This is a genomic window from Nocardia anocheti, assembly GCF_029675105.1.
Classification (GTDB): domain Bacteria; phylum Actinomycetota; class Actinomycetes; order Mycobacteriales; family Mycobacteriaceae; genus Nocardia.
In genome coordinates, this window is record NZ_JAQQFV010000007.1 from 297,610 (window position 1) to 319,679 (window position 22,070).

20 protein-coding genes and 1 pseudogene are annotated in these 22,070 nt (G+C 66.7%); 16 read left to right on the forward strand and 5 right to left on the reverse strand.

Translation table 11 applies throughout. The annotated features are described in order from the left end of the window. Position 1: 1 nt before the first annotated feature. Complete coding sequence (locus QC180_RS20395) at positions 2–730, reverse strand: helix-turn-helix domain-containing protein (protein ID WP_278264370.1); 729 nt, start codon at positions 728–730, stop codon at positions 2–4. A 381-nt stretch (positions 731–1,111) separates the two neighbouring features. Here QC180_RS20395 and QC180_RS20400 point away from each other — a divergent pair, with 381 nt between their 5' ends. The 6 genes and pseudogenes from QC180_RS20400 (at position 1,112) to QC180_RS20425 (ending at position 6,971) form a co-directional block, all read left to right on the forward strand. After that, positions 1,112–2,002, forward strand: coding sequence for an NAD(P)-dependent oxidoreductase (locus QC180_RS20400; RefSeq protein ID WP_278264371.1), 891 nt, complete (start codon positions 1,112–1,114; stop codon positions 2,000–2,002). After that, positions 1,999–2,400 carry a nuclear transport factor 2 family protein gene (locus QC180_RS20405; RefSeq protein WP_278264372.1) on the forward strand — a complete coding sequence of 134 codons (402 nt, stop codon included), beginning with the start codon at positions 1,999–2,001 and terminating at the stop codon, positions 2,398–2,400. The genes QC180_RS20400 and QC180_RS20405 overlap by 4 nt, the downstream gene beginning before the upstream one ends. After that, positions 2,397–3,473, forward strand: coding sequence for a maleylacetate reductase (locus tag QC180_RS20410; protein WP_278264373.1), 1,077 nt, complete (start codon positions 2,397–2,399; stop codon positions 3,471–3,473). Before QC180_RS20405 ends, QC180_RS20410 begins: the two co-directional genes overlap by 4 nt. Next, a pseudogene (locus tag QC180_RS20415) lies at positions 3,470–4,355 on the forward strand (intradiol ring-cleavage dioxygenase). Before QC180_RS20410 ends, QC180_RS20415 begins: the two are co-directional and overlap by 4 nt. A gap of 225 nt (positions 4,356–4,580) precedes the next feature. Then, a complete protein-coding gene (locus tag QC180_RS20420; RefSeq protein ID WP_278264374.1) occupies positions 4,581–5,822 on the forward strand; it encodes an MFS transporter in 1,242 nt (413 codons plus the stop codon). A gap of 96 nt (positions 5,823–5,918) precedes the next feature. Next, positions 5,919–6,971: a zinc-dependent alcohol dehydrogenase gene (locus QC180_RS20425; protein ID WP_278264375.1), complete on the forward strand. Its 1,053-nt coding sequence runs from the start codon at positions 5,919–5,921 to the stop codon at positions 6,969–6,971. Positions 6,972–7,029: 58 nt separating this feature from the next. Here QC180_RS20425 and QC180_RS20430 read toward each other — a convergent pair whose 3' ends face one another. Together QC180_RS20430 and QC180_RS20435 are read right to left on the reverse strand one after the other, a co-directional pair. Further along, entirely contained in the window at positions 7,030–7,674 is a 645-nt protein-coding gene (locus tag QC180_RS20430; protein ID WP_278264376.1) for a TetR/AcrR family transcriptional regulator, read from the reverse strand. A 71-nt stretch (positions 7,675–7,745) separates the two neighbouring features. Then, complete coding sequence (locus tag QC180_RS20435) at positions 7,746–8,633, reverse strand: hypothetical protein (protein ID WP_278264377.1); 888 nt, start codon at positions 8,631–8,633, stop codon at positions 7,746–7,748. 310 nt (positions 8,634–8,943) lie between these two features. On the opposite strand from QC180_RS20435, the gene QC180_RS20440 reads away from it, so the two are divergent. The 5 genes from QC180_RS20440 (at position 8,944) to QC180_RS20460 (ending at position 14,136) form a co-directional block, all read left to right on the forward strand. Further along, complete coding sequence (locus QC180_RS20440; RefSeq protein WP_278264378.1) at positions 8,944–9,738, forward strand: hypothetical protein; 795 nt, start codon at positions 8,944–8,946, stop codon at positions 9,736–9,738. Then, the gene (locus QC180_RS20445; RefSeq protein WP_474646497.1) at positions 9,735–11,012 is read left to right on the forward strand and encodes an MFS transporter; all 1,278 of its coding nucleotides are present in this window, start codon (positions 9,735–9,737) and stop codon (positions 11,010–11,012) included. The genes QC180_RS20440 and QC180_RS20445 overlap by 4 nt, the downstream gene beginning before the upstream one ends. Positions 11,013–11,082: 70 nt before the next feature. Further along, entirely contained in the window at positions 11,083–11,661 is a 579-nt protein-coding gene (locus QC180_RS20450) for an acyl-ACP thioesterase domain-containing protein (RefSeq protein ID WP_278264380.1), read from the forward strand. Between the two features lie 19 nt (positions 11,662–11,680). Then, positions 11,681–12,238, forward strand: coding sequence for a hypothetical protein (locus QC180_RS20455; protein WP_278264381.1), 558 nt, complete (start codon positions 11,681–11,683; stop codon positions 12,236–12,238). A gap of 68 nt (positions 12,239–12,306) precedes the next feature. Then, positions 12,307–14,136, forward strand: coding sequence for an acyl-CoA dehydrogenase (locus QC180_RS20460; protein WP_278264382.1), 1,830 nt, complete (start codon positions 12,307–12,309; stop codon positions 14,134–14,136). Positions 14,137–14,165: 29 nt separating this feature from the next. On the opposite strand, the gene QC180_RS20465 is transcribed toward QC180_RS20460, so the two are convergent. Together QC180_RS20465 and QC180_RS20470 are read right to left on the reverse strand one after the other, a co-directional pair. Further along, on the reverse strand, positions 14,166–14,903 hold the full coding sequence (locus tag QC180_RS20465) for a hypothetical protein (RefSeq protein WP_278264383.1): 738 nt from the start codon (positions 14,901–14,903) through the stop codon (positions 14,166–14,168). A gap of 27 nt (positions 14,904–14,930) precedes the next feature. Then, positions 14,931–15,554, reverse strand: coding sequence for a TetR/AcrR family transcriptional regulator (locus tag QC180_RS20470; RefSeq protein ID WP_278264384.1), 624 nt, complete (start codon positions 15,552–15,554; stop codon positions 14,931–14,933). 141 nt (positions 15,555–15,695) lie between these two features. On the opposite strand from QC180_RS20470, the gene QC180_RS20475 reads away from it, so the two are divergent. From QC180_RS20475 to QC180_RS20495, 5 genes are read left to right on the forward strand one after another with little or no spacing between them, the layout of a single operon-like run. Continuing rightward, entirely contained in the window at positions 15,696–17,501 is a 1,806-nt protein-coding gene (locus QC180_RS20475; RefSeq protein WP_278264385.1) for an AMP-dependent synthetase/ligase, read from the forward strand. 16 nt (positions 17,502–17,517) lie between these two features. Next, positions 17,518–18,300: an SDR family oxidoreductase gene (locus QC180_RS20480; protein ID WP_278264386.1), complete on the forward strand. Its 783-nt coding sequence runs from the start codon at positions 17,518–17,520 to the stop codon at positions 18,298–18,300. 5 nt (positions 18,301–18,305) lie between these two features. Further along, complete coding sequence (locus QC180_RS20485) at positions 18,306–20,018, forward strand: acyl-CoA dehydrogenase family protein (RefSeq protein ID WP_278264387.1); 1,713 nt, start codon at positions 18,306–18,308, stop codon at positions 20,016–20,018. Next, positions 20,018–20,851, forward strand: a complete 834-nt coding sequence (locus tag QC180_RS20490) for an MBL fold metallo-hydrolase (RefSeq protein ID WP_278264388.1) — start codon at positions 20,018–20,020, stop codon at positions 20,849–20,851. The genes QC180_RS20485 and QC180_RS20490 overlap by 1 nt, the downstream gene beginning before the upstream one ends. Further along, on the forward strand, positions 20,844–22,064 hold the full coding sequence (locus tag QC180_RS20495) for an acetyl-CoA C-acetyltransferase (protein WP_278264389.1): 1,221 nt from the start codon (positions 20,844–20,846) through the stop codon (positions 22,062–22,064). Before QC180_RS20490 ends, QC180_RS20495 begins: the two co-directional genes overlap by 8 nt. Positions 22,065–22,070 lie beyond the last annotated feature (6 nt).

Below are 22,070 nucleotides of genomic sequence, written 5' to 3' on the forward strand. Positions count from 1 at the left end.
GCTAGGAGTCGCGATCGACCGCGGGCCCCCGCGCGACCGTGCTGCCCAGCAGATCGAGGGCGTCCACCGCGCTGTTCACTCGGGGTGAACCCGGCGACGGTGCATCGCCGAGCTGGGCTGCCACCCACTCCCGGGTCGGACCGGGCTGGTGGCGACCGGACACGAACCACACGCCTCGCGCGGGTCGCTCTGTCTGGTTGACGTACATATGGGGGCGGGTGGAGTCGAACCAGAGCGAATCACCGGCGGTGATCGTGTACTTGTCGAAGCCGAGCAACAGGGTCAGCTCCCCGGTGAACAGGTAGGCGTACTCGGTTCCCGAGTGCCGCATGGGCATCCGGTCGACCGAGCTCGCCGCACCCGGTTCGTAGGTGACCAGCAGGGCATCCACATCTGATTCCGGACCGACGGCAAGTTTCTCCCACCGCACGCCGTTGGCCATCTCGAGCACCGGATTGTCCACGCCTCGCTGGACAACCGGCACCGCGGCGCGATTCGACGACTCGGCGTGCTCGGCGGCTCGGCGGTGGCCGATACCCAGTAGCTCGTCCAGGGACATCTCGAGGTGGTTGACCAGCGCGTAGAGAGTGCTCACCGAGGGCTGGGACTTGTTGTTCTCGATCTGGGACAGCTGGCTGGCCGAAATGCCGACCGCCGCGGCCACCCCGCGCAAGCTCGAGCCGCGATCCAAGCGCGCCTGTTTCAGCGCGGGGCCGATCCTGTCCTGCATCAGCGCACCCCTAGTCTGCTCGTCAACCAACAATGAACGATAGCCGTTCACTGGTGATGAACTTACTCCGAGAGTCCGGCTCGCACCTCTATCCCGCATTCTCCGGCGATATAGGCAGTCGACACAGGTTCTGGCAGGCAATCGCGTGCTGCCTGGAATGCTTCTCATGCTGCTCCGCGATCTTCAGTGGTTGACATCACTCAACATATGTTCAATGATACTGAACACATCCGGCGGGTGTTCTCGCCCCGTTTCCTGTCATCGACGACGAAGGAGCCCTGTGTTCTCTCCTCCTGCAGACCCAGGTTCGACCCGGCGTCCGCGGCGTATCGCCGCGGCGTTCGGGATCGCTGTTTTCGTTTCCGCGCAGCGAGGAACGTCATGTTGATCGGGTTCGCCGGACTGGGTCGAATGGGCAGGCCGATGGCCGCGCACCTGGCCGCGGCCGGGCACACCGTGTACGCCTACGACCCGATGGTCGAGTGGGCGCCGGAGTCGGTGACGCTGGTCGACACCCCGGAGGCGCTGGCCGCCACCGAGATCTCCATCAGCATGCTGCCCGACGGAGCCGCCACGCGTGCGCTGGTCACCGACGGGCTGGTCGGAGCCGCTCCCGGACATCTGCACATCATCATGGGCACGGTCGGCCCGGGGATCGTGCGCGAGCTGGCCACCCTGTCCCGGATCGAGATCGTCGACGCACCGGTCTCCGGCAGCGTCTCGATGGCCGAAGCCGCCACCATCACCACGATGGTCGGTGCCACCGCCCACCAGTTCGAGCGGGTACGACCCGTGCTGGCCGCCATGAGCGCGGCGCAGTTCCACGCGGGCCCGGTCGGTGCTGGGTCAACAGCCAAACTCGCGGTCAACTCCGTGCTGGCCGGACTCAGCCAGGCAGTGGCAGAGGGGATTCTGCTCGCCGAGGCGGGCGGCCTGGATCCCGAGATCTTCTACGGGATCCTCGCCAACAGCGCGGCCGGGGCGCCCTATGTCGGATACAAGAAGCAGGCTTATCTCGCGCCGGAGGCCACCCCCGTCGCGGCGCCGGTCTCGCTCATCCGCAAGGACCTCGGTCTCGCACTGGACCTGGGTCACCGGCACCGTCTCTCCATGCCCGGCTCCGAAGCCGCGTTCGCCGTCCTCGGCGACGCCGTCGATGCGGGGCTCGCCGACGCCGACATGGCCGAGGTCCTCACTGCCCTACGTGCCCGCACAGCCCCGGCCTCGGCCGAACTCCCTTCCCCCGTACTGCAGACAGGAGCTCTCTCATGAGCGGCGACACCCTCGCCACCGAGATCGAATCGACCATCCGCGCACTCGAGGACACCCGCTACGCAGCGGTGCTCGCCGGTGACATCGACGGGTTCACGGACCTGGTCCATCCGGACTTGGTCTACACCCATTCCAACGCCGTGGTCGACACCCTCGACAGCTATCTGGACAAGCTCCGCAGCGGTTTCTACGTCTACCACGACATCGAGCACCCCATCGACCGGATCGTCGTCGTGGGTGATGTCGCGGTGGTCGCGGGGGAGATGAACGCCGAGATCACCGCCGGGGGAGTACGCAAGCGACTGCGCAACCGAGCGCAAGCGGTCTGGGTGCGCCACGACGGTCGCTGGTTGCTGCTGGCCTACGGTCCCACTGTCATCCCCGAGGAGTCCCGATGACCACCTTCACCTACGACGGCCTGCCCGGGCGCATCGTGTTCGGCGTGGGCGCTACGCGTACCCGTCTGCTCGGGGAACTGGATCTGCTGGGCGCCGAGCGCGTTCTGCTCATCGCCACCGACGCCGAAGGCGAACTCGCCACCCGATTGTGCGCGCCATTCGCCGAACGGGTGGCAGCCACCTTCTCCCAGGTCCGTCCGCACGTTCCGGTGGAAGTCGCCGAACTGGCACGCAAGGCCGCCACCGAATCCGACGCTGATCTGGTGCTGTCGGTGGGCGGTGGATCCACCACCGGCACAGCCAAAGCCGTCGCGCTGACCACCGGACTGCCCGTCGTCGCGGTGCCGACGACCTACGCCGGATCCGAGGTCACCCCGGTGTGGGGTATGACCGACCGAGGCCGCAAGACCACCGGCACCGACCGGCGTGTGCTGCCCAAGACCGTGGTCTACGACCCGGAGCTGACGGCGTCCTTGCCGGTGGAACTGTCGGTCGCCAGCGGCCTGAACGCGGTGGCGCACTGCGTGGAAGCCTTCTGGGCGCCCCGGCGCAACCCGGTGTCGAGCGCGGTCGCTGAGGACGGCATCCGTCACCTCGTCACCGGGCTCGACACCATCGCGGCCACGCCCACCGGCCTGGCCGGCAGGGAAGAGCTCCTGCTCGGTGCCTACCTGGCCGGATCGGCGTTCGCGGTCGCGGGTTCGGGGCTGCATCACAAGATCTGTCACGTGCTCGGGGGCGCCTTCGATCTGCCGCACGCGCAGACCCATGCGATCGTGCTGCCCTATGTGCTGGCTTACAACGCCGACAATGCCGCTGACGCCACCGCCCGCATCGCCCGGGCGATGGGTCGCACCGACATCGTCGCGGCCCTGCGCGAACTCGGGTCCGGTCTGGGCATTGCCGGTGGTCTGCGTGACCTCGGGATGACCGAAGCCGACATCGACACCGTCATCGACGACATCACCGCGATCGCTCCCGCCGATAACCCGACTCCGGTCACCGCCGAAGGAGTCCGCGCCATCCTGCGTGGCGCCTGGGCGGGATCGGACCCTGTGGAGACCGGGCGATGAGCGCGGTCGGTGATCTGGCCACCGATCGGGAATCAGCGGTCACCGCCGAGGTGCTGGCGAGCTTCGACGCTACCCCCGATGCCCGGCTGCGCGCACTGATGCACAGCCTGGTGCGGCATCTGCACGCCTTCGCCCGCGATATCCGGCTCACCGGAACCGAGTGGGAGGCCGCGATCGAATTCCTGACCCGCGCAGGGCATATCACCGACAGTCGACGTCAGGAGTTCATCCTGCTCTCCGATGTCCTCGGCTTGTCCATGCTCACCGTCGCGATCAACGAGCCCGACGCACCGGGGGCCACCGAATCCACGGTCTTCGGCCCGTTCTTCGTCGACGACGCGCCGGAAATCCCGTTGGGCGGCGATATCGCCCAGGGCGCGTCGGGCACGGCCTGCTACGTCTCGGGTCGGGTCCTCTCGGTCAGCGGCGAGCCGATCGAGGGGGCCCGGATCGAGGTGTGGGAGGCAGACGATGACGGCTACTACGATGTCCAGTACCCCGACGGTCGCTGTGCCGGGCGGGGGCGGCTGACCGCCGGGGGCCGACGGCGAGTACAGATTCTGGTCGGTCCTGCCCGCGCCCTATCCGATCCCGCACGACGGACCCGTCGGTGACCTGCTGTCCGCCACGGCCCGCGGACCTATGCGGCCCGCGCACCTGCACTTCATGGTCGACGCTCCCGGCTACCAGCGCTTGATCACCCACATCTTCGTCGCCGGCGACCCCTACCTCGATCACGACGCGGTATTCGGCGTCAAGGACAGTCTCGTCGTCGATGTGACACACCACCGCGACACCACCGCTCCGGACGGTTCCCACGCCCAGGGCCACTGGGCCGACATCGCTTTCGACCTGGTGTTGGCTCCGCACAACCACCGCTGAGGCACTCTCGCGGCCAAGTCTTCCGAGGATCTCCCCGGACCGAACGACCGTGCCCATCGGGCCGGATCGACGGAACCAGCTCACCGCTGTCGCCTCACGTCCCCATGGGGCGTGTGTCGGTGTGCCCGTTCCGATTCTGCACACGCAGGCAGCTTCGCCGCCTGTGTGATTCGAAGATCACCGCTGCCCGGGCACCACCCAGCAGCTCACACTGGAGGTACAACGATGCGACGACGTACACGTTGGATCGTGCTCGGCGGGTGTTTCCTCGCCTACCTGTTCGATGCTCTCGAAATCGTCCTGCTGTCCATGGGCCTACCGGCTATCCGCGAGGACATGGGCCTGACCGTGACCCAGGGCGGTCTGCTGGCCACCGCCACTCTGCTCGGGATCGGTGTCAGCAGCGTTCTGGGCGGCTACATCGCCGACAACTTCGGCCGCAAGAAGGCCCTGCTCGCATCCCTGGCGACTTTCGGAGCGTTCACCGCCGCCACCGCGGTCGTTCCCACCTTCGAGGTCTTCCTGCTACTGCGGTTCCTGGCCGGTATCGGTCTCGGCGCGGTCTGGAGTGTGGTCTCGGCCTACGTGGTCGAGACCTGGCCGGAGAAGCACCGTGGGCGCGCGGCGGCATTCGTGATCAGCGCGTTCCCCGCGGGCGGTGCCATGGCGGCGACCATCTCCGGATGGTTCCTGCCGGACTGGCGGCTGATGTTCCTGGTCGCCGGAACCGCGGTGGTGCTGCCGATCGCCATCGTGGCGATCTTCTTCTCCGAATCCGCGACCTGGGCGCAACAGAAGGCCGGCAGCGCCGGCGATATCGTCTCCGTCCGCGATGTGCTCGGCTCCTCGCTACGCAGGCGCACCCTGCTCGGCACTCTCATGGCGGCACTGGCCCTGTTCGGCTACTGGGGCGCGATGACCTGGCTGCCGACCTACCTCACCACCGAGCGGGGCCTGGACAAGGGGTCGGTCGCCCTGTTCGTCACCATCGTGAATGTGGGGATGTTCGCCGGTTACAACGGTTTCGGCTATCTCGCCGACCACATCGGCCGCCATCGCACCATCGTGATCACCCTGCTCGGTGTCGCACTGACGCTGCCGGTCTACGCACTGACCAGCGACCTGACCGCCCTGCTGTGGCTGGGGCCGCTCTTCGGCGCCTTCACTGCCTTCTTCGGCCTCTTCGGTTCCTACCTCGGGGAGTTGTTCCCGACCAGAGCGCGGGCCACCGGAGCGGGCTTCTGCTTCAACGTCGGCCGCGGAATCTCGGCACTGGCACCGTTCATCCTGGCGGGCCTCGCCGCCAGCATCGGCTTCCAGGGTGGACTGGTCGTCTGCGCGGGCTTCTTCGCTCTCGCGGCGGTGGTGGCCTTGCTGCTACCCCACACCGGAAACGTCACTGTGACCGACGAGGGTTCCACTCAACAATCCGCGGACCCCCGCGACGGAGCAGCCGCCACGGTATGACCCCGAGGTCCGGGCCGTCCAGCAGGTTCCGGCCCGGACCTTCACCGCCCCGTCTCCAACCACCAACGGACGAAAGACACCGCTGTGCCATCAACCATGCAAGCCGCGCTCTACTACGGCCCACGCGACATCCGGATCGAGGACGTCGAGATTCCCACCCTCGCCGCCGGTGAGGTGCTGGTGAAGGTGTTGAGGTCGGGGATCTGCGGCACCGACGCTGGTGAGTGGGTCGCGGGACCGAAAGTCTTTCCCGTGGAACGTCGTCACCCGCACAGCGGACATCTCGGTCCTATCATCCCGGGTCACGAATTCGTCGGTGAGATAGTCGAGTCCCGCGCGCCTTCCCAGTTTCTGCCCGGAACGCTGGTCGCCAGCGGCGCGGGCATCTGGTGCGAAGAATGTCGGCGCTGTCGACAAGGCCGCCCCAACAAGTGCGAACGCTACCGCACGCTCGGGCTCAACGTCCACGGCGGCATGGCCGAGTATGTCGCCGTGCCCGCCGCGACCCTGCGCGCCCTGCCCGCAGGGCTGGGTATCGATCACGCCGCGCTGGCCCAACCCCTGGCAGTCGGCATCCACGCCGCGCGCCGGGCCGGTGCCGCATCTGGCGACCGCGTCGTGGTGATCGGCGCGGGAGCCATCGGTTCGTTCGTCCTGGCCGGCCTCCGCCATCTCGGTGACTTTCACACTACGGCTGTCGACATCTCCACCTCGCGGCTGGCTCGGGCCAAGCGTCTGGGAACCGATCTCGCTGTGATGGCGTCGACGTCCCTGGCCGACGACATCGCCGAAGCTCTCGATGGCGCTCGACCCGACGTGGTCATCGAGGCCAGCGGCGCGCCAGGACAACTGGCGCTCGCACTGGACCTCGTCACCGACGGCGGACGAGTCGAGGCCGTCGGGATTCCCAAGCAGAAGCCCGAAATCGATATGCACGCGATGATCTTCCGCGAGATCACCCTCGAGACGACATTGGCCCACGTCTGTGACACCGATTTGCCCGCGGCTCTGCGGATACTCGCGGACAATCCGGTTCTGGGCAAGGAATTCGCCGAAGCGCCGGTCGGACTCGCGCACCTCGGCGCCGGCCTGGACCGGCTCGCGAATGGCCAGGTCGAGGGAAAGGTCCTCATAGACCCCGCGGCGTGAAGGAGCGGCCGCCGAGCACGACTTCACGCCTTAGCCCATGGGAGCTGTTCGAGGTGTTCTACGGCTTCTCGCGCTGGGACGCCGGTCCTCGACGACTGTGTAGAACGAGCGTGTCCTCGATGCAGCGCGCGATGAAGTCGGCGTCGATCGGCTTCATGCCCACGAGGACGCGAAAATATACCGGCGCGGACAAGGTTTCGAGAACAGCCTCGGGATCGGTGCCTTCTGGGAGTTCCCCGCGCTCGATCGCCCTGGTCACCACCGTCGAGCTCAACTCGAATCGGTCGCGCCAGAACCGTTGTCGCGCCGCGTCGACCTCGGGATCGGACAGTGCGATCGTGGTGCCCACCAGGCGCGCGACGCCCGCCTGTTCGATCAGGTGCGCGATCTGCTCGGCGAGAACCTGCAGATCGGTACGCAATGCGCCGGTATCCGGGAGCGGATTGCCGATGGCCGCAAGCTCGGTGACGGCCTCGGCGATCAGTGCGGTACGGGTGCCCCAGCGACGGTAGATCGTGGTTTCCGCGACCCCGGCCCGGGCGGCCACATCACTGATGGTCAACCCTTCGATCCCGTGCTCGATGACCTGGTCGAGGGCCGCGGTCAGCACCGCTCGTCGCACTCGCGCCGAACGGCCCCCGGTCCGCTTTCGCGGCCCGGGGGCTTGCTGGGTCTGGTCGTCGGCTTCCCGGCCCTGCTCCATGGTCCAAGTTCTACTCGACCACGGACACTGGTGCCTAATGCGAGGGTCGCGATGTGCGCCGACTCGCACTCTCAGCGCAGGTAGGCCGCGATCCAATTGCCGAACTCGCAGGCCAGGTGCCAACGATGCTCAGCGATGTAGAGCTCGGGCAGCGCCGCGGGAAACGCGACTTTGAGCTGGCTGCGGAATCCGCCGCCCGGCTCGTCACGGAACTGGTGGCGCACACCGCCGATGACGAATCCGTCCGAGAGCGAGGCCACACCGGAGACGGTGAGCGGGTACGCGAGGTCCGGCGGCACCATGACTCCGGCGGTGTCGGTGTAGTCGACGAAGAATTGGCTGGCCAACATGGCACCGCCGGTCACCTCGATGACTTCCTGTCGCCCGTCGGGCAGCGTGGCGATGATGTAGTGGTCCGGGCACGCGTCGGTCCACATGGCGCGATCGTCGTCCACGCGTGCGCGGTCGAACCAGTCCAGGAATCCCTGGGCGGTGCCTCGGTCACTGGCGATCTCGGTGATCGCGTACTGCCAGCGCCCGGCGGAGGCCGCGATGCCTGCCCGGGCCGCGGCTTCGGAGGCGACGAGCTCTCCGGCGAGCAGTTCACGAAGTCCGTCCGGACCGATCAGGACCCGGGCCCGGGCCAAGGCGGAGCGCGCGGCGGGAATGTCGTCGACGGCGATCTCCAAGTGCGCGAGCAGTGAGTCGAGTTCGCCGACCAGCACACCGGCGTAGTCCTTACGCAGGCGCGCCGCCGCCACCGACAACCGCCGTCGTTCCCACTCCACGATCCGGGCCTGATCGACCGTCGACCCCTCGATGAACGTGCGTAGCCCGGTACCCAACTGTGCGTCGGAGGGGGACGCGAAGGCCGCGCCGGTCCCTGGGTAAGCCGCTGCCATCGTGACGGCGGCCGTCGTCCCAGCGGCACGGATCATGAAGCTTCTCCTGGTCAGCATCGACCAATCCTCTCGGGCACTGCTCGCGATACGAGCTCAACATAACGCAAGATATGCTTGCGTTAGGACAGCATCGGTTACCCTGATCACGTTGTCAACGGGTTGCGCATGATTAGCGGCCGAGGCCCCCTTCGCTTCTGCGATATCGCCGGGGTGCCTCCAGGTTGGATGCGACTCCCGTCACTTCCCGCGTTTCGGGTGTTGCTACGAGCGCGCCTGTGGGGCATTCTTAATGCAAGTTCTCATTGCGTTTAATCTGAGTATCGGCTGACCGTCTCCGTGTGTGCCGTCCAGAAAGGCAGGACCGTTCATGATCGATCCGAGCAGCATCCGCGCGACCATAGGGCAACGCCATATCCGACGAGAGCAGGTGCTCGAGTGGGAGTCGCGGCGCGCCGATGCGGTGCTGGCGAAGTTCGCCAGCCGCCTCGGTGCACTCGGCACCGGCGAGATCCTGCACGACACCTCGATGCGTGAATTGCGCGGCGCCCCACTGGATGTGCGCCGTGCCGCACTGCTGTCACTGAAGTCCCAGCTCGGTCATGCGGGCACCTACGCGATGCTCAAGCGCGAACTGGCGGTCTCGGAGCGGATCACCCGACTTGCGGTCGCCGCCAGCCGGGGACGGGTCAAGTACTCGGTGACCCACTTGAGGGTGCCGGGCCTGTCGGCCGAACGATTCGCCGCCTGGTTCGACAACCTGGTCGTCGTCGACGACGAGGCCGAGATGAACTCCGCCTGCCCTGATCACTACCTGCTGCGTGGGCTGCCCGATGGACGTCAGGAAGTGGTCGAGACCACCGGCGGATCTCCGGCCGCGACCCGATTCCTGGTCGACTCCACCCGCACCGACGACATCACCGTCGCGGTCGATCCCGCCTACCCGGTCCAGATCGCCGGCACCGCCCTACTCGACGACGGTCTGGTCATCGGTGGCGTTCGTCATCAGTTCCGTGACCACGACGGCGCACTGGAGGCACTGCTGAGCGTGCAGTTCCCGGCATCGGTGCCCGCCAGGAACATCCACCAGCACCAGTGGCACCTGGCGTGCGAGTTCAGCAACTGGATGATCGCGTCGGCGCCGTTCACCGCCGCGACGCTATGACTCTCACCGCCGAGCGCACCTCTGCCCCGACGACAGCGCCCGCTTCCGGGCGACGAGCAGGTCCGCTGGCTTTCCTCGCGACTGTCTTCGCCTTCACGGTCGTGATGATGGGTACGACGATGCCGACGCCGCTGTACGCATTGTACGCCGAGCGGATGGGGTTCGACGTCCTCACCACCACGACGATCTTCGCCGCGTACGCTCTCGGCGTCATCGCCGCGTTGATCGTCTGCGGCCGCTGGTCCGACGAATTCGGTCGCCGTCCACTCCTTCTCGCGGGCATCGCGATGTCGATACTCGCGGCACTGGTGTTCGTGACCGCGGGCCCGGTCTGGCAGCTCGTTGTCGCCCGGTTGCTCTCGGGTATCTCGGCGGGAATCTACGCAGGCGCGGCTACGGCCGCCGTCATCGAGACCGCGCCCCCGTCGTGGCACCACCGCGCGGCAGCCGTAGCCACAGCCGCCAATATCGGCGGACTCGGACTGGGTGTGCTCGCCGGCGGCCTGATCGCGCAGTACGGGCCCGCGCCGTTGCGCAGTCCGTTCCTGATCGACCTGCTCCTGCTCTCGGTGGCAGCGGTGGGTGTGTGGATCATCGCCGAACCGGTCGCGGTGCGGGACAGGCCACGGCCCAGAATCCAGAAGCCTTCTGTTCCTACCGAGGCCCGTCCGACTTTCGCCCGGGCCGCCTTGGCCGCGGGCGCCGGTTTCGCGGTCATGGGTTCGTTCAGTGCGGTTGCTCCCGCGTTTCTGTCCCATGTCATCGGTATCGACAACCACGCGGTCGTCGCGCTGGTCATCGCTGTGCTCTTCCTCTGTTCGGCCTCGGCGCAGATCCTGGGGCGTCCGCTGTCGGCCCCGGTCGCGATCGCCACCGGTTGCGCGCTTCTCGCTGTCGGCGGGCTGGTGCTGATCGCGGCGCTCGCCGCACAGCAATTCGCCCTGATGATCATGGGGGCCGTGTTCTGCGGAATCGGTCAGGGCCTGTCGTTCAGCAAAGGTGTCACGGCTCTGCTCGGCACAGTCGACGGTACGCGCCGCGCCGAGGTGGTCTCCGCCTACTTCGTCGTCGCCTACATCGCTACCTCCGTACCGGTCATCGGCCAGGGCGTGGCCGCCAACGTATGGGGACTCCGTGCCGCGGGCACCGCGCTCAACGCGGCGATCGTCGTGGTCGCGGTACTGGCAGCGATCGCCACCGCCCTCGCCGCCCGAGCCTCGGCGAACGGACCCCTCGGACAGTCGCTGGAAGCGGAAAGGGAGGCATCAGCGTGAGGGACCAACAGCCACATGGTCCGACCAGAACGGTTGATCGACCTCTCTGATGAATCACAGTGATCCCACGATGCGCGGCAGGGACAGCGGGCATCAGCAGAGCAGCGACAGCGCCGACACCAGGGTGCAGGAACCCTGGAATTGGACACCACGGCCGCTTCGATCCTTCCCACTGGATCCGGCGGTCTTCGAACGGACCTGGGTTGTTCGTGCCTCCGATGTGGGCGCCGACGGGTTCCTGCGGCTCGACACCGCGGCGCGCTATCTCAGTGATCTGGGCTTCGAGCACCTCGAAATGTTCCCCGACGGCGATCGGCACCCGTGCTGGTCGGTCCGGCGGACCGTCATCGAGGTCCGGACTCCGGTGCGTCTCGGCGACCGCGTGAGCCTTTGCCGCTGGCCGACCGCGCTGTCGAACCGGTCGATCAACGCACGGGTACAGATCCGCAGTGACGCAGGTGGCCTCATCGAGGCCGAGCAGTTCCTGCTCTGTATCGACGCCGACCGAGGCCGACCGGCCCCGATGACCGGCGTTCATCACAGCCATGACCGCTACGACGAGCGCCACGAAACTGCGCTGGAAACCCGCCCTGCAGGTCATGGTGGACCCGCCCGAATCGCGGCAGCCGTTCGCGCTGAGGAGTTCTGACCTCTGCGCGGATGGGCGCATGGCGCACACGGTGCCGTGGCACGGCGTCGTCGAGGCGCTGTCGCAACATCCGGATCTCGCTACCCGAGTACATCGGGTGACTGTCGAACATCTCGACGCGGTCCATCCCGGTGATGAGCCGACGCTGACCAGTTGGCGCACCGGCTCCGGCTTGCACCAGCAGCTCGAGGTCGGCGGCAACGTGAGGGCTCTCGCTCGCCTGTCGTCGATCGGTGATCCACCGGCTCGAGTCGGGGTCGCGTCCCACTCCGAGGAGCAGCCATGCGTCGTCTCCGCGGCGGCTCACGGTGCCGAGCTGAATCCCGAGCAACGACGACTCCTGAACATGGCACTGGTCTGGCAACCCTTCGGAGCGCCGCCCGAAGGCGAAATCCTGGTCGCCTTCGGCATCTCCGGGCGGGCATTCCGCCACCGTGTGCGCCGTATCCTGACAGCCCCCACCGCCGGGCCCGCAGGATCATCCGCCCCAGCCCTGCGTTCGGCGCGCACGATCCTGCGTTCCTATCTGGCCCCCGAGGACCTCGCCGCACACGAGCAGGAAACCCCGCCGCACTGACTTCGGTGCAACCGACCCTCAAACCTGCACTCCCGACCCTCTCTCGATCCGCGTTGGAAAGGACCCCCATGGGCCACTACAAGAGCAATGTCCGTGACCTGGAATTCAATCTGTTCGAAGCACTCGCCCTCACCGACCTCCTCGACTCCGGTGCCTTCGGTGACCTGGACACCGACACGGTGCGCACCATGCTGGCCGAACTCCGCAAAGTCGCCGAAGGACCGGTCGCGCAGTCCTTCGCCGAGATCGACCGCCACCCCCCGGTCTTCGAGGCCGACACGCACGCGGTGCGGCTTCCCGAATCGTTGAAATCAGCGCATCGTGCCGGATTCGGTGCGGGCTGGGACAACGTCGGCATCAGCGAGGAACTCGGCGGCACTCCCGCTCCGCGTGCGCTGGTCTGGGCTGTCATGGAACTGCTGGTCGGTGCCAACCCCTCGGCGAGCCTGTACGGCAACGGTCTCGCCTCAGCCGAAATCTTTCTGGCCAACGCGGCCGAGAAGCAGAAGCCGTGGGCCCGGATCTGGGCGGAACGGGCCTGGGGCTCGACGATGGTGCTCACCGAGCCCGACGCCGGGTCCGATGTCGGTGCCGGGCGAACCAAGGCGATTCAGCAGGCCGATGGTTCCTGGCACATCGAGGGCGTGAAGCGGTTCATCACCTCGGGTGACTCCGATGACCTGTTCGAGAACATCATGCACCTGGTCCTCGCCCGGCCCGAGGGCGCCGGACCAGGCACCAAGGGCCTGAGCCTGTTCCTGGTTCCCAAGTTCCACTTCGATTTCGAGAGCGGCGAGATCGGGGACCGCAACGGGGTGTTCGTCACGGGCCTGGAACACAAGATGGGCTTGAAGGGTTCGGCGACCTGCGAACTCACGTTCGGTGGACACGGCACCCCGGCGGTCGGCTACCTCGTCGGCGAGAAGCACGATGGCATCGCGCAGATGTTCGACGTCATCGAATTCGCGCGGATGACTGTGGGCACCAAAGCGATCTCGACTCTGTCGACCGGATACTTGAACGCCCTCGACTACGCCAAGACCCGCATCCAGGGCCCGGACCTCACCCAGATGACCGACAAGACAGCTCCGCGTGTCTCGATCATCCACCACCCTGATGTGCGACGTTCGTTGATGACGCAGAAGGCCTACGCCGAGGGCCTGCGAGCCGTCTACATGTACACGGCCGCGCACCAGGACCCTGTAGTCGCCGAACATGTTTCGGGCGCCGATCCCGGGCTGGCGGCGCGGGTGAACGACCTGTTGCTTCCAGTGGTCAAGGGCGTCGGTTCCGAGCGTGCCTACCAATACCTCACCGAATCCCTGCAAACCTTCGGAGGTTCGGGCTTCCTGCAGGACTATCCGATCGAGCAGTACATCCGCGACGCCAAGATCGACTCGCTCTACGAGGGCACCACGGCCATCCAGGCCCAGGACTTCTTCTTCCGCAAGATCGCCCGTGACCAGGGCGTCGCGCTGGCTCACATCGCGCGCCAGATCCAGAGCTTCATCGACAGCGGCGACAAGCGTCTCGAGTCCGAACGTGCGCTCCTGGGCGTCGCGCTCGAAGACGTCCAGGCCATGACAGCGACTCTGACCGGTCACCTTCTCGCGGCTCAGCAGGACCCCACCGAGCTCTACAAGATCGGTCTGGGCTCGGTGCGCTACCTCCTCGCGTTCGGCGACCTCATGATCGGGTGGCAGCTGCTCACCCACGCCGGTATCGCGCTGGCCGCCCTCGATCGGGACCAGACCCCGGCGGGTAACTCCTTCTACCGCGGCAAGATCGCCGTCGCAGGCTTCTTCGCCCGCAACGTTCTGCCCGAACTGAGCGCGACCCGCTCGATTCTGTCCGCTCTGGATCTCGACATCATGCGGACCGACGAAGCGGACTTCTGACCGTTCTACGGTTTCCCGGCTCGTATCGCCTAGGTGATCGAGCCGGGATGTGCCGCAGCGTAGAGGACGGGCAGGACGTCTCGGGTGCGGCCGGTCTCCTCGATGTTGTGTCGAATCCAGCGCTCCGCGGTCGCTCTGGAGAAGACCATCGGCCGATACAGCCAGTTGATGAGGGGACCGGCCACGGGCACCCGGGCGTCGACAACGGTTTCGGCGTAGAAGCTGACGCCCCCTGGCACCGGGGCGTAGCGATGGGTGATCCTGCCGGCAGTGATACCTCGAGGGCCGAGGATGTCGAATGTGAACTCGGAGTCATCGAGTCGGGTGGTACGCATGACCTGGTGGATCCGATCGTGGTGATCGTTGAATTGTTCGTCGATGCGCGAGAGTCCTCCGACGCGGAAACCCCTGTTCTTCGTTCCATCCGAGCCGTCGGAGAGGGGGGTGATCGCGATGTGGTCGCGGTGGTGCCACAGGTGATAGTTGAGAATCTCGGGGCCAGTGAAGTCGATGCCGTTCCACGTGCTCGTTCCGGCGAGATTCTCGAACCACCACTTCAGCATTTCAGGGGTCACGCCGTCGAGGTCATCGTGTTCGATCTGCACCGTGATCGCGCCCCGTGGTGACACGGTGATATCTGTCCACTTCGCTGACGAGACGGGCTTGAACTCGAGGCATCCGGCGGCCTGCAACGCGGCGCGGGCGAGTAGCCGTTGCGAACGCAGGACGGCGTCCGGACGAGACCGCGGATTGATTGTCATCATCACCTGCGCTGATCGAACCGCTGGCGCGGATTATGGACGTGAATCGGCCGGTGTCCGCGGAGATGTGTCGATGAGCATGGGGATCGTGTAGGTGATCGAGCTCAGCGACGCTTCATCGTGGGTGGACAGTGCGATGACGAAGGCGCCCTGAATCAGGGCCAGCACTCCATCGGCCAGTTCACTCGATGTGCGGTCGGTGCGAATATCGCCCTTTTGCTGGCCTTCTTCGAGTACGGCGACCAATCGCGACTTCCACAGGCGCAGGTCCTCGTCGAGTTGCGTGCGGAATACCTCGGAAGTGGCCGCCACTTCGGTGGACATCTTGCCGACGAGGCACGCGCGCTGGAATCCCGACCGGACGAACCTGTGCACCATCTCCTCGAAGTAACCGACGAGTTTTTCGGTGGTCGTCAGGTCGGTGCGGGGCATCCAGCGATCGAGCAGCTCGAACTGGTACTGCATGTACCGGCTCAGTACCGCGCTGCCGAAGCTCTCCTTGGACCCGAAGTGATGGTAGAAGGACCCCTTCGGGACTCCGGACTGCTCGAGTACCCGGTCGACGGTCGTGCCATGGAACCCGCTGGCGTAGATCTGCCGCATCCCTTCCCGTAGCAGGCGTTCTTTGTGCGACGGCGCCTCGGTCCGGCTGGTCATCTTCGATGTTTCCTTCGCTGATCGGCGGTGGAGCTGCACGAATCCTACTCTTGACGATTTAGTCTAGACGATTTAGTCTAGCCGCGCTGGCCGCCGCGAGTGGTCCAGCCGGAAGCGACGAAGCTTCGAGATCGGAGATTCATGAGCGCAAGACTTGATGCCGGGACCTATCCGGCGATGCTGGAGCGCAATGCCGCGACGCATCCGGATGCACCGGTGTACTCGTGGTTCGAGGGCACCATGGTGCGCACGCTGTCGTGGCACCGATACCGGGAGCGGGTTCTCGACGTCGCCACTGCATTCCAGGCACTGGCGATCGGGCGGGGGAGCACCGTCGGTGTCCTGGCAGGCAATCGAATCGAGCACCTGATCGCCGATATGGCGGCGGTGCATTGCGGGGCGGCGTGCCTGAGCATCTACGCCACGCTGTCGGACGAACAGCTCGGCCATGTCGTCGGTGATGCGGCGGTCGGCGTGGTGATCGTCGAAAACCGTTCGGCTGTCGAACGATTGACCGCCATCGACTGGATCCGCGAGAACGACACGCCCATCGTGGTGCTCGACGGGCAGGTCGAGGGCGCGCACACCTGGTTGCGGTTCGAGCAAGAAGGTGCCTGGAAGCGTGCCGGCGAACCCGGCGATGTCGATCGGGCAATCGCGTCGATCGACATTTCCGATCCCCTGATCTACGTATACACCTCGGGTACCACTGGGCAGTCCAAGGGCGTCCTGCTCACCCAGGCCAATGTTCTCGCCTCGGTCGAAGCCCTCTCGCGAACAAGGAAATTCACTCCTGATTACCGCTCGGTGTCCGTCTTGCCGCTCGCCCACATCCTCGAGCGGGTATGGACGATCTATCTGCCGCTGGCGACCGGTGGCCATGTGTTTCTGTGCCCGGACCCGGCCCGGTTGGTTCCCGCGCTCCGTGAGCACCGGCCGACCGTCCTCGTCTCGGTCCCACGGGTGTGGGAGAAGCTGCGTCGCGGTCTCGAACAGGTCCTTGCCACGGAGCTGTTCGCACAGCGGATCGAGGAGATCACCGCCGATCGCGCGGTCCTGAGCACGGAGTGGGATCGGCAACAGCACGGACGGCCGGTGGGCATGGAGCTCGCCGAGGACGCGCAGCGGGCCAGGACCGGCGTCCTGCGGAGTCTTCGCGGTGCGCTGGGGCTGGATTCGGTCCGGGTGACCGGCAGTGGTGCCGCGGCAATGAGCGACGAGCTGCGTGGCGCCATGGCATCGCTGGGACTCGATGTCGCGCAGGGATACGGCCTCACCGAAACCGCCGGTGTGGCGACCATCGACCCCGCGGGCAGTTCCGGACGCCCGGGTTCGGTGGGGAAACCGACCTCGGCCTACGAGTTCCGTATCGCCGAGGACGGAGAGATCCTGATCCGCTCCGCTGCCAACACTCCCGGCTATCGCAACCGTCCCGACGCCACCGCCGAGCTCTACCGCGACGGCTGGCTGCTCACCGGCGATCTCGGGCACCTCGACCAGGACGGCTTCCTCTACATCACCGGTCGCCGCAAGGAACTGATCGTCAACGCCTCCGGCAAGAACATCGCGCCCACCACGATCGAGCAGCTGCTGGTCGGGCGATCCTTCATCGACCACGCCCTGGTCTACGGCGAGGCACGGCCCTACGTCGTGGCGCTGTTCACCGCCGACCCCGGCGAACTCGCCGCCTTCGCCACGGCCAACGGCATCGTCGGGACCAGCGATCTCGCGGCACATCCGCTGGTCCTGGCCGAGGTCCAGCGCATCGTCGACGACGCCAACGCGAAACTCTCCCGTCCCGAGCAGGTCAGGAAGTTCACGCTGCTGCCCACTCCGTGGGGCCCCGGCTCCGGCGAGCTCACCCCGACACAGAAGCTGCGCCGCCGCGCCGTCCACGACAAGTACTCCGCTGTCCTCGACGCCCTGTACGGGCCGTCGCAACCCTGAAAAACAAGGAGAGACAATGACTTCCGAACTGTTCTCGGTCACAGGGAAGACCGTCCTCGTCACCGGCGGAACCCGCGGTGTCGGCTACATGATCGCCGAGGGTTATCTGCGCGCGGGTGCGCGCGTCTACATCTCTTCGCGCAAGGCCGACGCGTGCCGCGAAGCGGAGAAGACGCTCTCCGCACTCGGCGAGGTCCACGCGATCGCCTGCGATGTCAGTACCGAAGAGCAGTGCCGTGCTCTCATCGACACCATCGCCGAGCGGGAGAATGCCCTGCACGTGCTGGTCAACAACGCGGGCGCCACCTGGGGCGCGGCCTTCGACGAGTTCCCTGATTCGGCCTGGGACAAGATCCTCACGGTCAATCTGAAGGCCCCGTTCACGCTCACCAAGCTGGCACGCCCCCTGTTGGAGAAGGCTTCCACCGCCGACGATCCCGCGCGCGTGATCAACATCGGTTCGATCGATGGTCTGGTGGTCCCCGGATTCAACAATTACTCCTACTCCGCGGCCAAAGCCGGAGTTCATCATCTGACCCGGCACATGGCGGCCGATCTGGCGCCGGCGATTCTGGTCAACGCGATCGCGCCCGGACCGTTCCCGTCGAAGATGACCGAGAAGCTGCTCGCCGAGGGCGGCGACGCCCTGCGAGAGCTCACTCCCGTGCACCGGGTCGGCCGGCCCGACGACATCGCCGCCGCCGCGATCTACCTGAGTTCGCCGGCGACGACGTTCATGACCGGCGCGGTCATCCCGCTCGACGGCGGACTGGCCACCACCATGGGAATCGGGCTGTGAACGCGATGAACTACCGAGCACCGGTCGAGGAATACGCCTTCCTGCTGCGCGAGGTCATCGACGGGCGCGCCGCCCTGAGCGCCCTGGAAGATGTCACCCTCGACGACATCACCGATCTGCTCGGCCATGCGGGCACTCTCGCCGGCGAGGTACTCGCACCGCTCAACGCTGTGGGTGACCGAGTCGGCAGCAATCTCGAGAATGGAAAGGTCGCCTCGCCACCCGGCTTCGTCGACGCCTACAAGGTCTTCGCCGACGGCGGCTGGACCAGCATCGGCGCACCGGCCGCCCTCGGCGGCGGCGGGCTGCCGCTGGTCGTGACCAGCGCCGTCAGCGAGATGTGGAGCGGTGCGAACTCCGCGTTCGCGCTGTGTCCAGGCCTGTCCCAGGGCGCGATCGCGGCATGTCACGCCGTCGGCGACGAGCACATCCGGGCGACCTATCTGCCTCCGCTGATCTCGGGACGCTGGACCGGCACGATGAACCTGACCGAGCCACAGGCGGGAACGGATCTGGCCTCGATCAAGACCATCGCCCGACCCAACGGCGACGGAACCTGGGCGGTCACCGGCCAGAAGATCTTCATCACCTGGGGCGATCACGATCTCACCGACAACATCGTGCACCTGGTGCTGGCCCGCACCCCCGACGCGCCCGCAGGATCGGCAGGACTGTCGCTGTTCGTGGTACCCAAATATCTGCCCGACAGCCAGGGCGAACCCGGCACCCGCAACAGCGTGCACACCGTGTCCCTCGAACACAAACTCGGCATCCACGCCAGCCCCACCTGTGTCCTGGACTACGACCAGGCGACCGGGCTGCTGCTCGGACAGCAGCACCAGGGGCTGGCGGCGATGTTCATCATGATGAACCACTCTCGGCTCGGCATCGCCGTGCAGGCATTGGGTCTGGCCGACCGGGCCGCGCAGGCTGCCACCGCGTATGCCGCGCAACGCGTCCAGGGCCCTGTGATCGGTTACCCGAAGCTCACCCCCATCAACGCGCACCCCGACGTGCGGCGGCTGCTGCTGTCGATGAGCTCGGCCGTCACCGGGATGCGAGCCCTGCTGGTCCAGGTGAGCCGATGGCTGGACCTGGCCGAGCAAGGATCGAAGCCGGATCGGGAGCTGGCGGAATTCTTCGTCCCGATCATCAAGGGCTGGTTCACCGAAACCAGCCTGCAGATCACCTCCGACGCCGTCCAGGTTCACGGCGGAATGGGCTTCATCGAAGAGACCGGTGTCGCGCAGTACTACCGCGACGCGCGGATCATGCCCATCTACGAAGGCACCACCGCCATTCAGGCCAATGACCTCGTCGGCCGGAAACTGCTGCGCAACAACGCGATTACCGCGCTCGCGGTGCTGGACATCATCACGGAGTCGGTCGCGGAACTGCGGGATATCGACCACCCCGTGGCGCAACGGGTCGCCCAGCGGATCACCGCAGGTCTCGACGCGGTGCGGGCCTCCACGGCGACGATGCTCACCCGCACCGGTTCGCCACGCGACGCGCTTGCCGCCGGTGTGCCCTACCTGCTGCAGTGGGGGCTGCTGGCCGGCGGATGGATGCACGCGCGAACACTGCGGGCGACGCTGGGCGTGGCCGACGACTCCGAGACGGCCCGCCGCCGCATCACCGAAGCCGACTTCTACACCGCGCACCACCTCCCCGAGGTCACCGCGCTGGCATCGGTGATCGAAGCAGGCGAGATCTGATGGGCTCGCTACGGCTGGCGGTCCACACCAGCGCCATCCAGGACCTCCCCGGTGGCGGCCAATTCTCACCCACCACCTCGACCTTGGTCATCGGACCGACCGAATCGGTTCTCGTCGACACCCAGTATCTACCGCACGAGGTGGATCAGGTGATCGAGCAGATCGAGCTCAGCGGCACCCGGCTGGTGTCGATCTTCGTCACCCACGCGCACGCCGACCACTACTTCGGCCTGCAGCGGCTGCTCGACCGTTACCCCACAGCGCGGGCTTACGCGCTGCCGTCGGTCGCGGCGGCCATCGCCGCCGAGTTGCCCGCCCACCGGCACCAGTGGGCGGGCTTGTTCGAGGGATCAGCGCTGGACAACACCATCGTCCCCGAATCGCTGCACACCGACACCCTCCACGTCGACGGTCATGAACTGCGCGTCATCGAACTACCGCAAGCCGACATCGGCCCGACGGGCATCGTCCACATTCCGGACCTGCGCGCCGTGGTCGCCGGTGACGTCGCCTACAACGGCATCAACCCGTTCCTGGCCGCTACCGGCCCGGACCAGTGGCAACGCTGGATCGACTCGATCGACACGATCGCGGCCCTCGACCCGGAGACGGTGATCGCCGGGCACAAGCGTCCGGAGCTGTCCGACTCGAGCGCGTGCCTCCAGACGACGCGGTCCTATATCGAGGCGTTCACCACCGCGGTGACCAAGACGGACAACACCCGCGAACTCGTCGCCGGCATGACCACCCGATTTCCGGATCACGGAAACCCCTCTGCCCTGGTCGCTTCCGCGGCGACCGCACTGAAGCGAAAGAAGCACGCTCGTGGCTGAAGCAGTCGTCGTCTCCACCGCCCGTTCACCGATCGGCAGAGCCTTCAAGGGATCGCTGACCGAGATGCGCCCGGACGACCTGGCCGCGGCGATGGTTCAGGCCGCCCTGGCGAAGGTCCCTTCGCTGGATCCCGCCCGCATCGACGACATCATCCTGGGGACCGGCAACCCCGCCGGTGAGGGCGGCTACAACATGGCCCGCGCCGTGTCGGTTCTCGCCGGGCTGGACACTGTGCCCGGCACGACCGTGAACCGCTACTGCTCGTCGAGCCTGCAGACCACCCGCATGGCCTTCCACGCGATCAAGGCGGGGGAGGGGGAGGCGTTCGTCTCCGCCGGGGTCGAAACCGTCAGCCGCTACCCACGCGGTGCCGCCGATTCCAGTCCGGACACCACCAACCCGGTGTTCGCCGACGCCCTCGCCCGCACCGCCGCGCGCAGCGGTGATCAGGCCCGGCCGTGGACTGATCCGCGCTCCGTGGGCGCACTGCCGGATGTGTACATCGCGATGGGACAGACCGCCGAGAACGTCGCCCAGGTCACCGGGATCAGCCGTGCCGAACAGGACGAGTTCGCGGTCCGCTCGCAGAACCTCGCCGAGAAGGCGATCGCCAACGGGTTCTTCGACCGCGAGATCATCCCGGTCACCACTCCCTCGGGTGTGGTGATCAGCCGCGACGACAGTCCAAGAGCCGGAACCACATTCGACGCGGTCTCCGCACTCGCGCCTGCCTTCCGGCCCGACGGCACCGTCACTGCGGGAAACGCCTGCCCGCTCAACGATGGAGCCGCTGCGCTGGTGATCATGAGCGACAGCAAGGCCCGCGAACTCGGGCTCACCCCGCTCGCGCGCATCGTCTCCACCGCGGTGTCGGGCCTGTCACCGGAGATCATGGGCCTGGGCCCGATCGAGGCCACCCGCCGCGCGCTCGCCCTGGCCGGGATGTCCATCGGTGATATCGACCTCGTCGAGATCAACGAGGCATTCGCCGTTCAGGTCCTCGGCTCGGCACGCGAACTGTCGATCGACCTCGACCGGCTCAACGTCAACGGCGGCGCCATCGCACTGGGCCACCCCTTCGGCATGACCGGCGCCCGCATCACCACCACCCTGATCAATTCGCTGCAGTTCCACGACAAGACCTTCGGGCTCGAAACCATGTGCGTCGGCGGCGGTCAGGGCATGGCCATGGTGCTCGAACGCCTGTCCTGACATCTC

Excerpts from the sequence above, each read along its gene's own strand:
- QC180_RS20395 (WP_278264370.1), bottom strand. The coding sequence starts at position 730 with ATGCAGGACAGGATCGGCCCCGCGCTGAAACAGGCGCGCTTGGATCGC.
- QC180_RS20400 (WP_278264371.1), top strand. The coding sequence starts at position 1,112 with ATGTTGATCGGGTTCGCCGGACTGGGTCGAATGGGCAGGCCGATGGCC.
- QC180_RS20405 (WP_278264372.1), top strand. The coding sequence starts at position 1,999 with ATGAGCGGCGACACCCTCGCCACCGAGATCGAATCGACCATCCGCGCA.
- QC180_RS20410 (WP_278264373.1), top strand. The coding sequence starts at position 2,397 with ATGACCACCTTCACCTACGACGGCCTGCCCGGGCGCATCGTGTTCGGC.
- QC180_RS20420 (WP_278264374.1), top strand. The coding sequence starts at position 4,581 with ATGCGACGACGTACACGTTGGATCGTGCTCGGCGGGTGTTTCCTCGCC.
- QC180_RS20425 (WP_278264375.1), top strand. The coding sequence starts at position 5,919 with ATGCAAGCCGCGCTCTACTACGGCCCACGCGACATCCGGATCGAGGAC.
- QC180_RS20430 (WP_278264376.1), bottom strand. The coding sequence starts at position 7,674 with ATGGAGCAGGGCCGGGAAGCCGACGACCAGACCCAGCAAGCCCCCGGG.
- QC180_RS20435 (WP_278264377.1), bottom strand. The coding sequence starts at position 8,633 with ATGCTGACCAGGAGAAGCTTCATGATCCGTGCCGCTGGGACGACGGCC.
- QC180_RS20440 (WP_278264378.1), top strand. The coding sequence starts at position 8,944 with ATGATCGATCCGAGCAGCATCCGCGCGACCATAGGGCAACGCCATATC.
- QC180_RS20445 (WP_474646497.1), top strand. The coding sequence starts at position 9,735 with ATGACTCTCACCGCCGAGCGCACCTCTGCCCCGACGACAGCGCCCGCT.
- QC180_RS20450 (WP_278264380.1), top strand. The coding sequence starts at position 11,083 with ATGCGCGGCAGGGACAGCGGGCATCAGCAGAGCAGCGACAGCGCCGAC.
- QC180_RS20455 (WP_278264381.1), top strand. The coding sequence starts at position 11,681 with ATGGCGCACACGGTGCCGTGGCACGGCGTCGTCGAGGCGCTGTCGCAA.
- QC180_RS20460 (WP_278264382.1), top strand. The coding sequence starts at position 12,307 with ATGGGCCACTACAAGAGCAATGTCCGTGACCTGGAATTCAATCTGTTC.
- QC180_RS20470 (WP_278264384.1), bottom strand. The coding sequence starts at position 15,554 with ATGACCAGCCGGACCGAGGCGCCGTCGCACAAAGAACGCCTGCTACGG.
- QC180_RS20475 (WP_278264385.1), top strand. The coding sequence starts at position 15,696 with ATGAGCGCAAGACTTGATGCCGGGACCTATCCGGCGATGCTGGAGCGC.
- QC180_RS20480 (WP_278264386.1), top strand. The coding sequence starts at position 17,518 with ATGACTTCCGAACTGTTCTCGGTCACAGGGAAGACCGTCCTCGTCACC.
- QC180_RS20485 (WP_278264387.1), top strand. The coding sequence starts at position 18,306 with ATGAACTACCGAGCACCGGTCGAGGAATACGCCTTCCTGCTGCGCGAG.
- QC180_RS20490 (WP_278264388.1), top strand. The coding sequence starts at position 20,018 with ATGGGCTCGCTACGGCTGGCGGTCCACACCAGCGCCATCCAGGACCTC.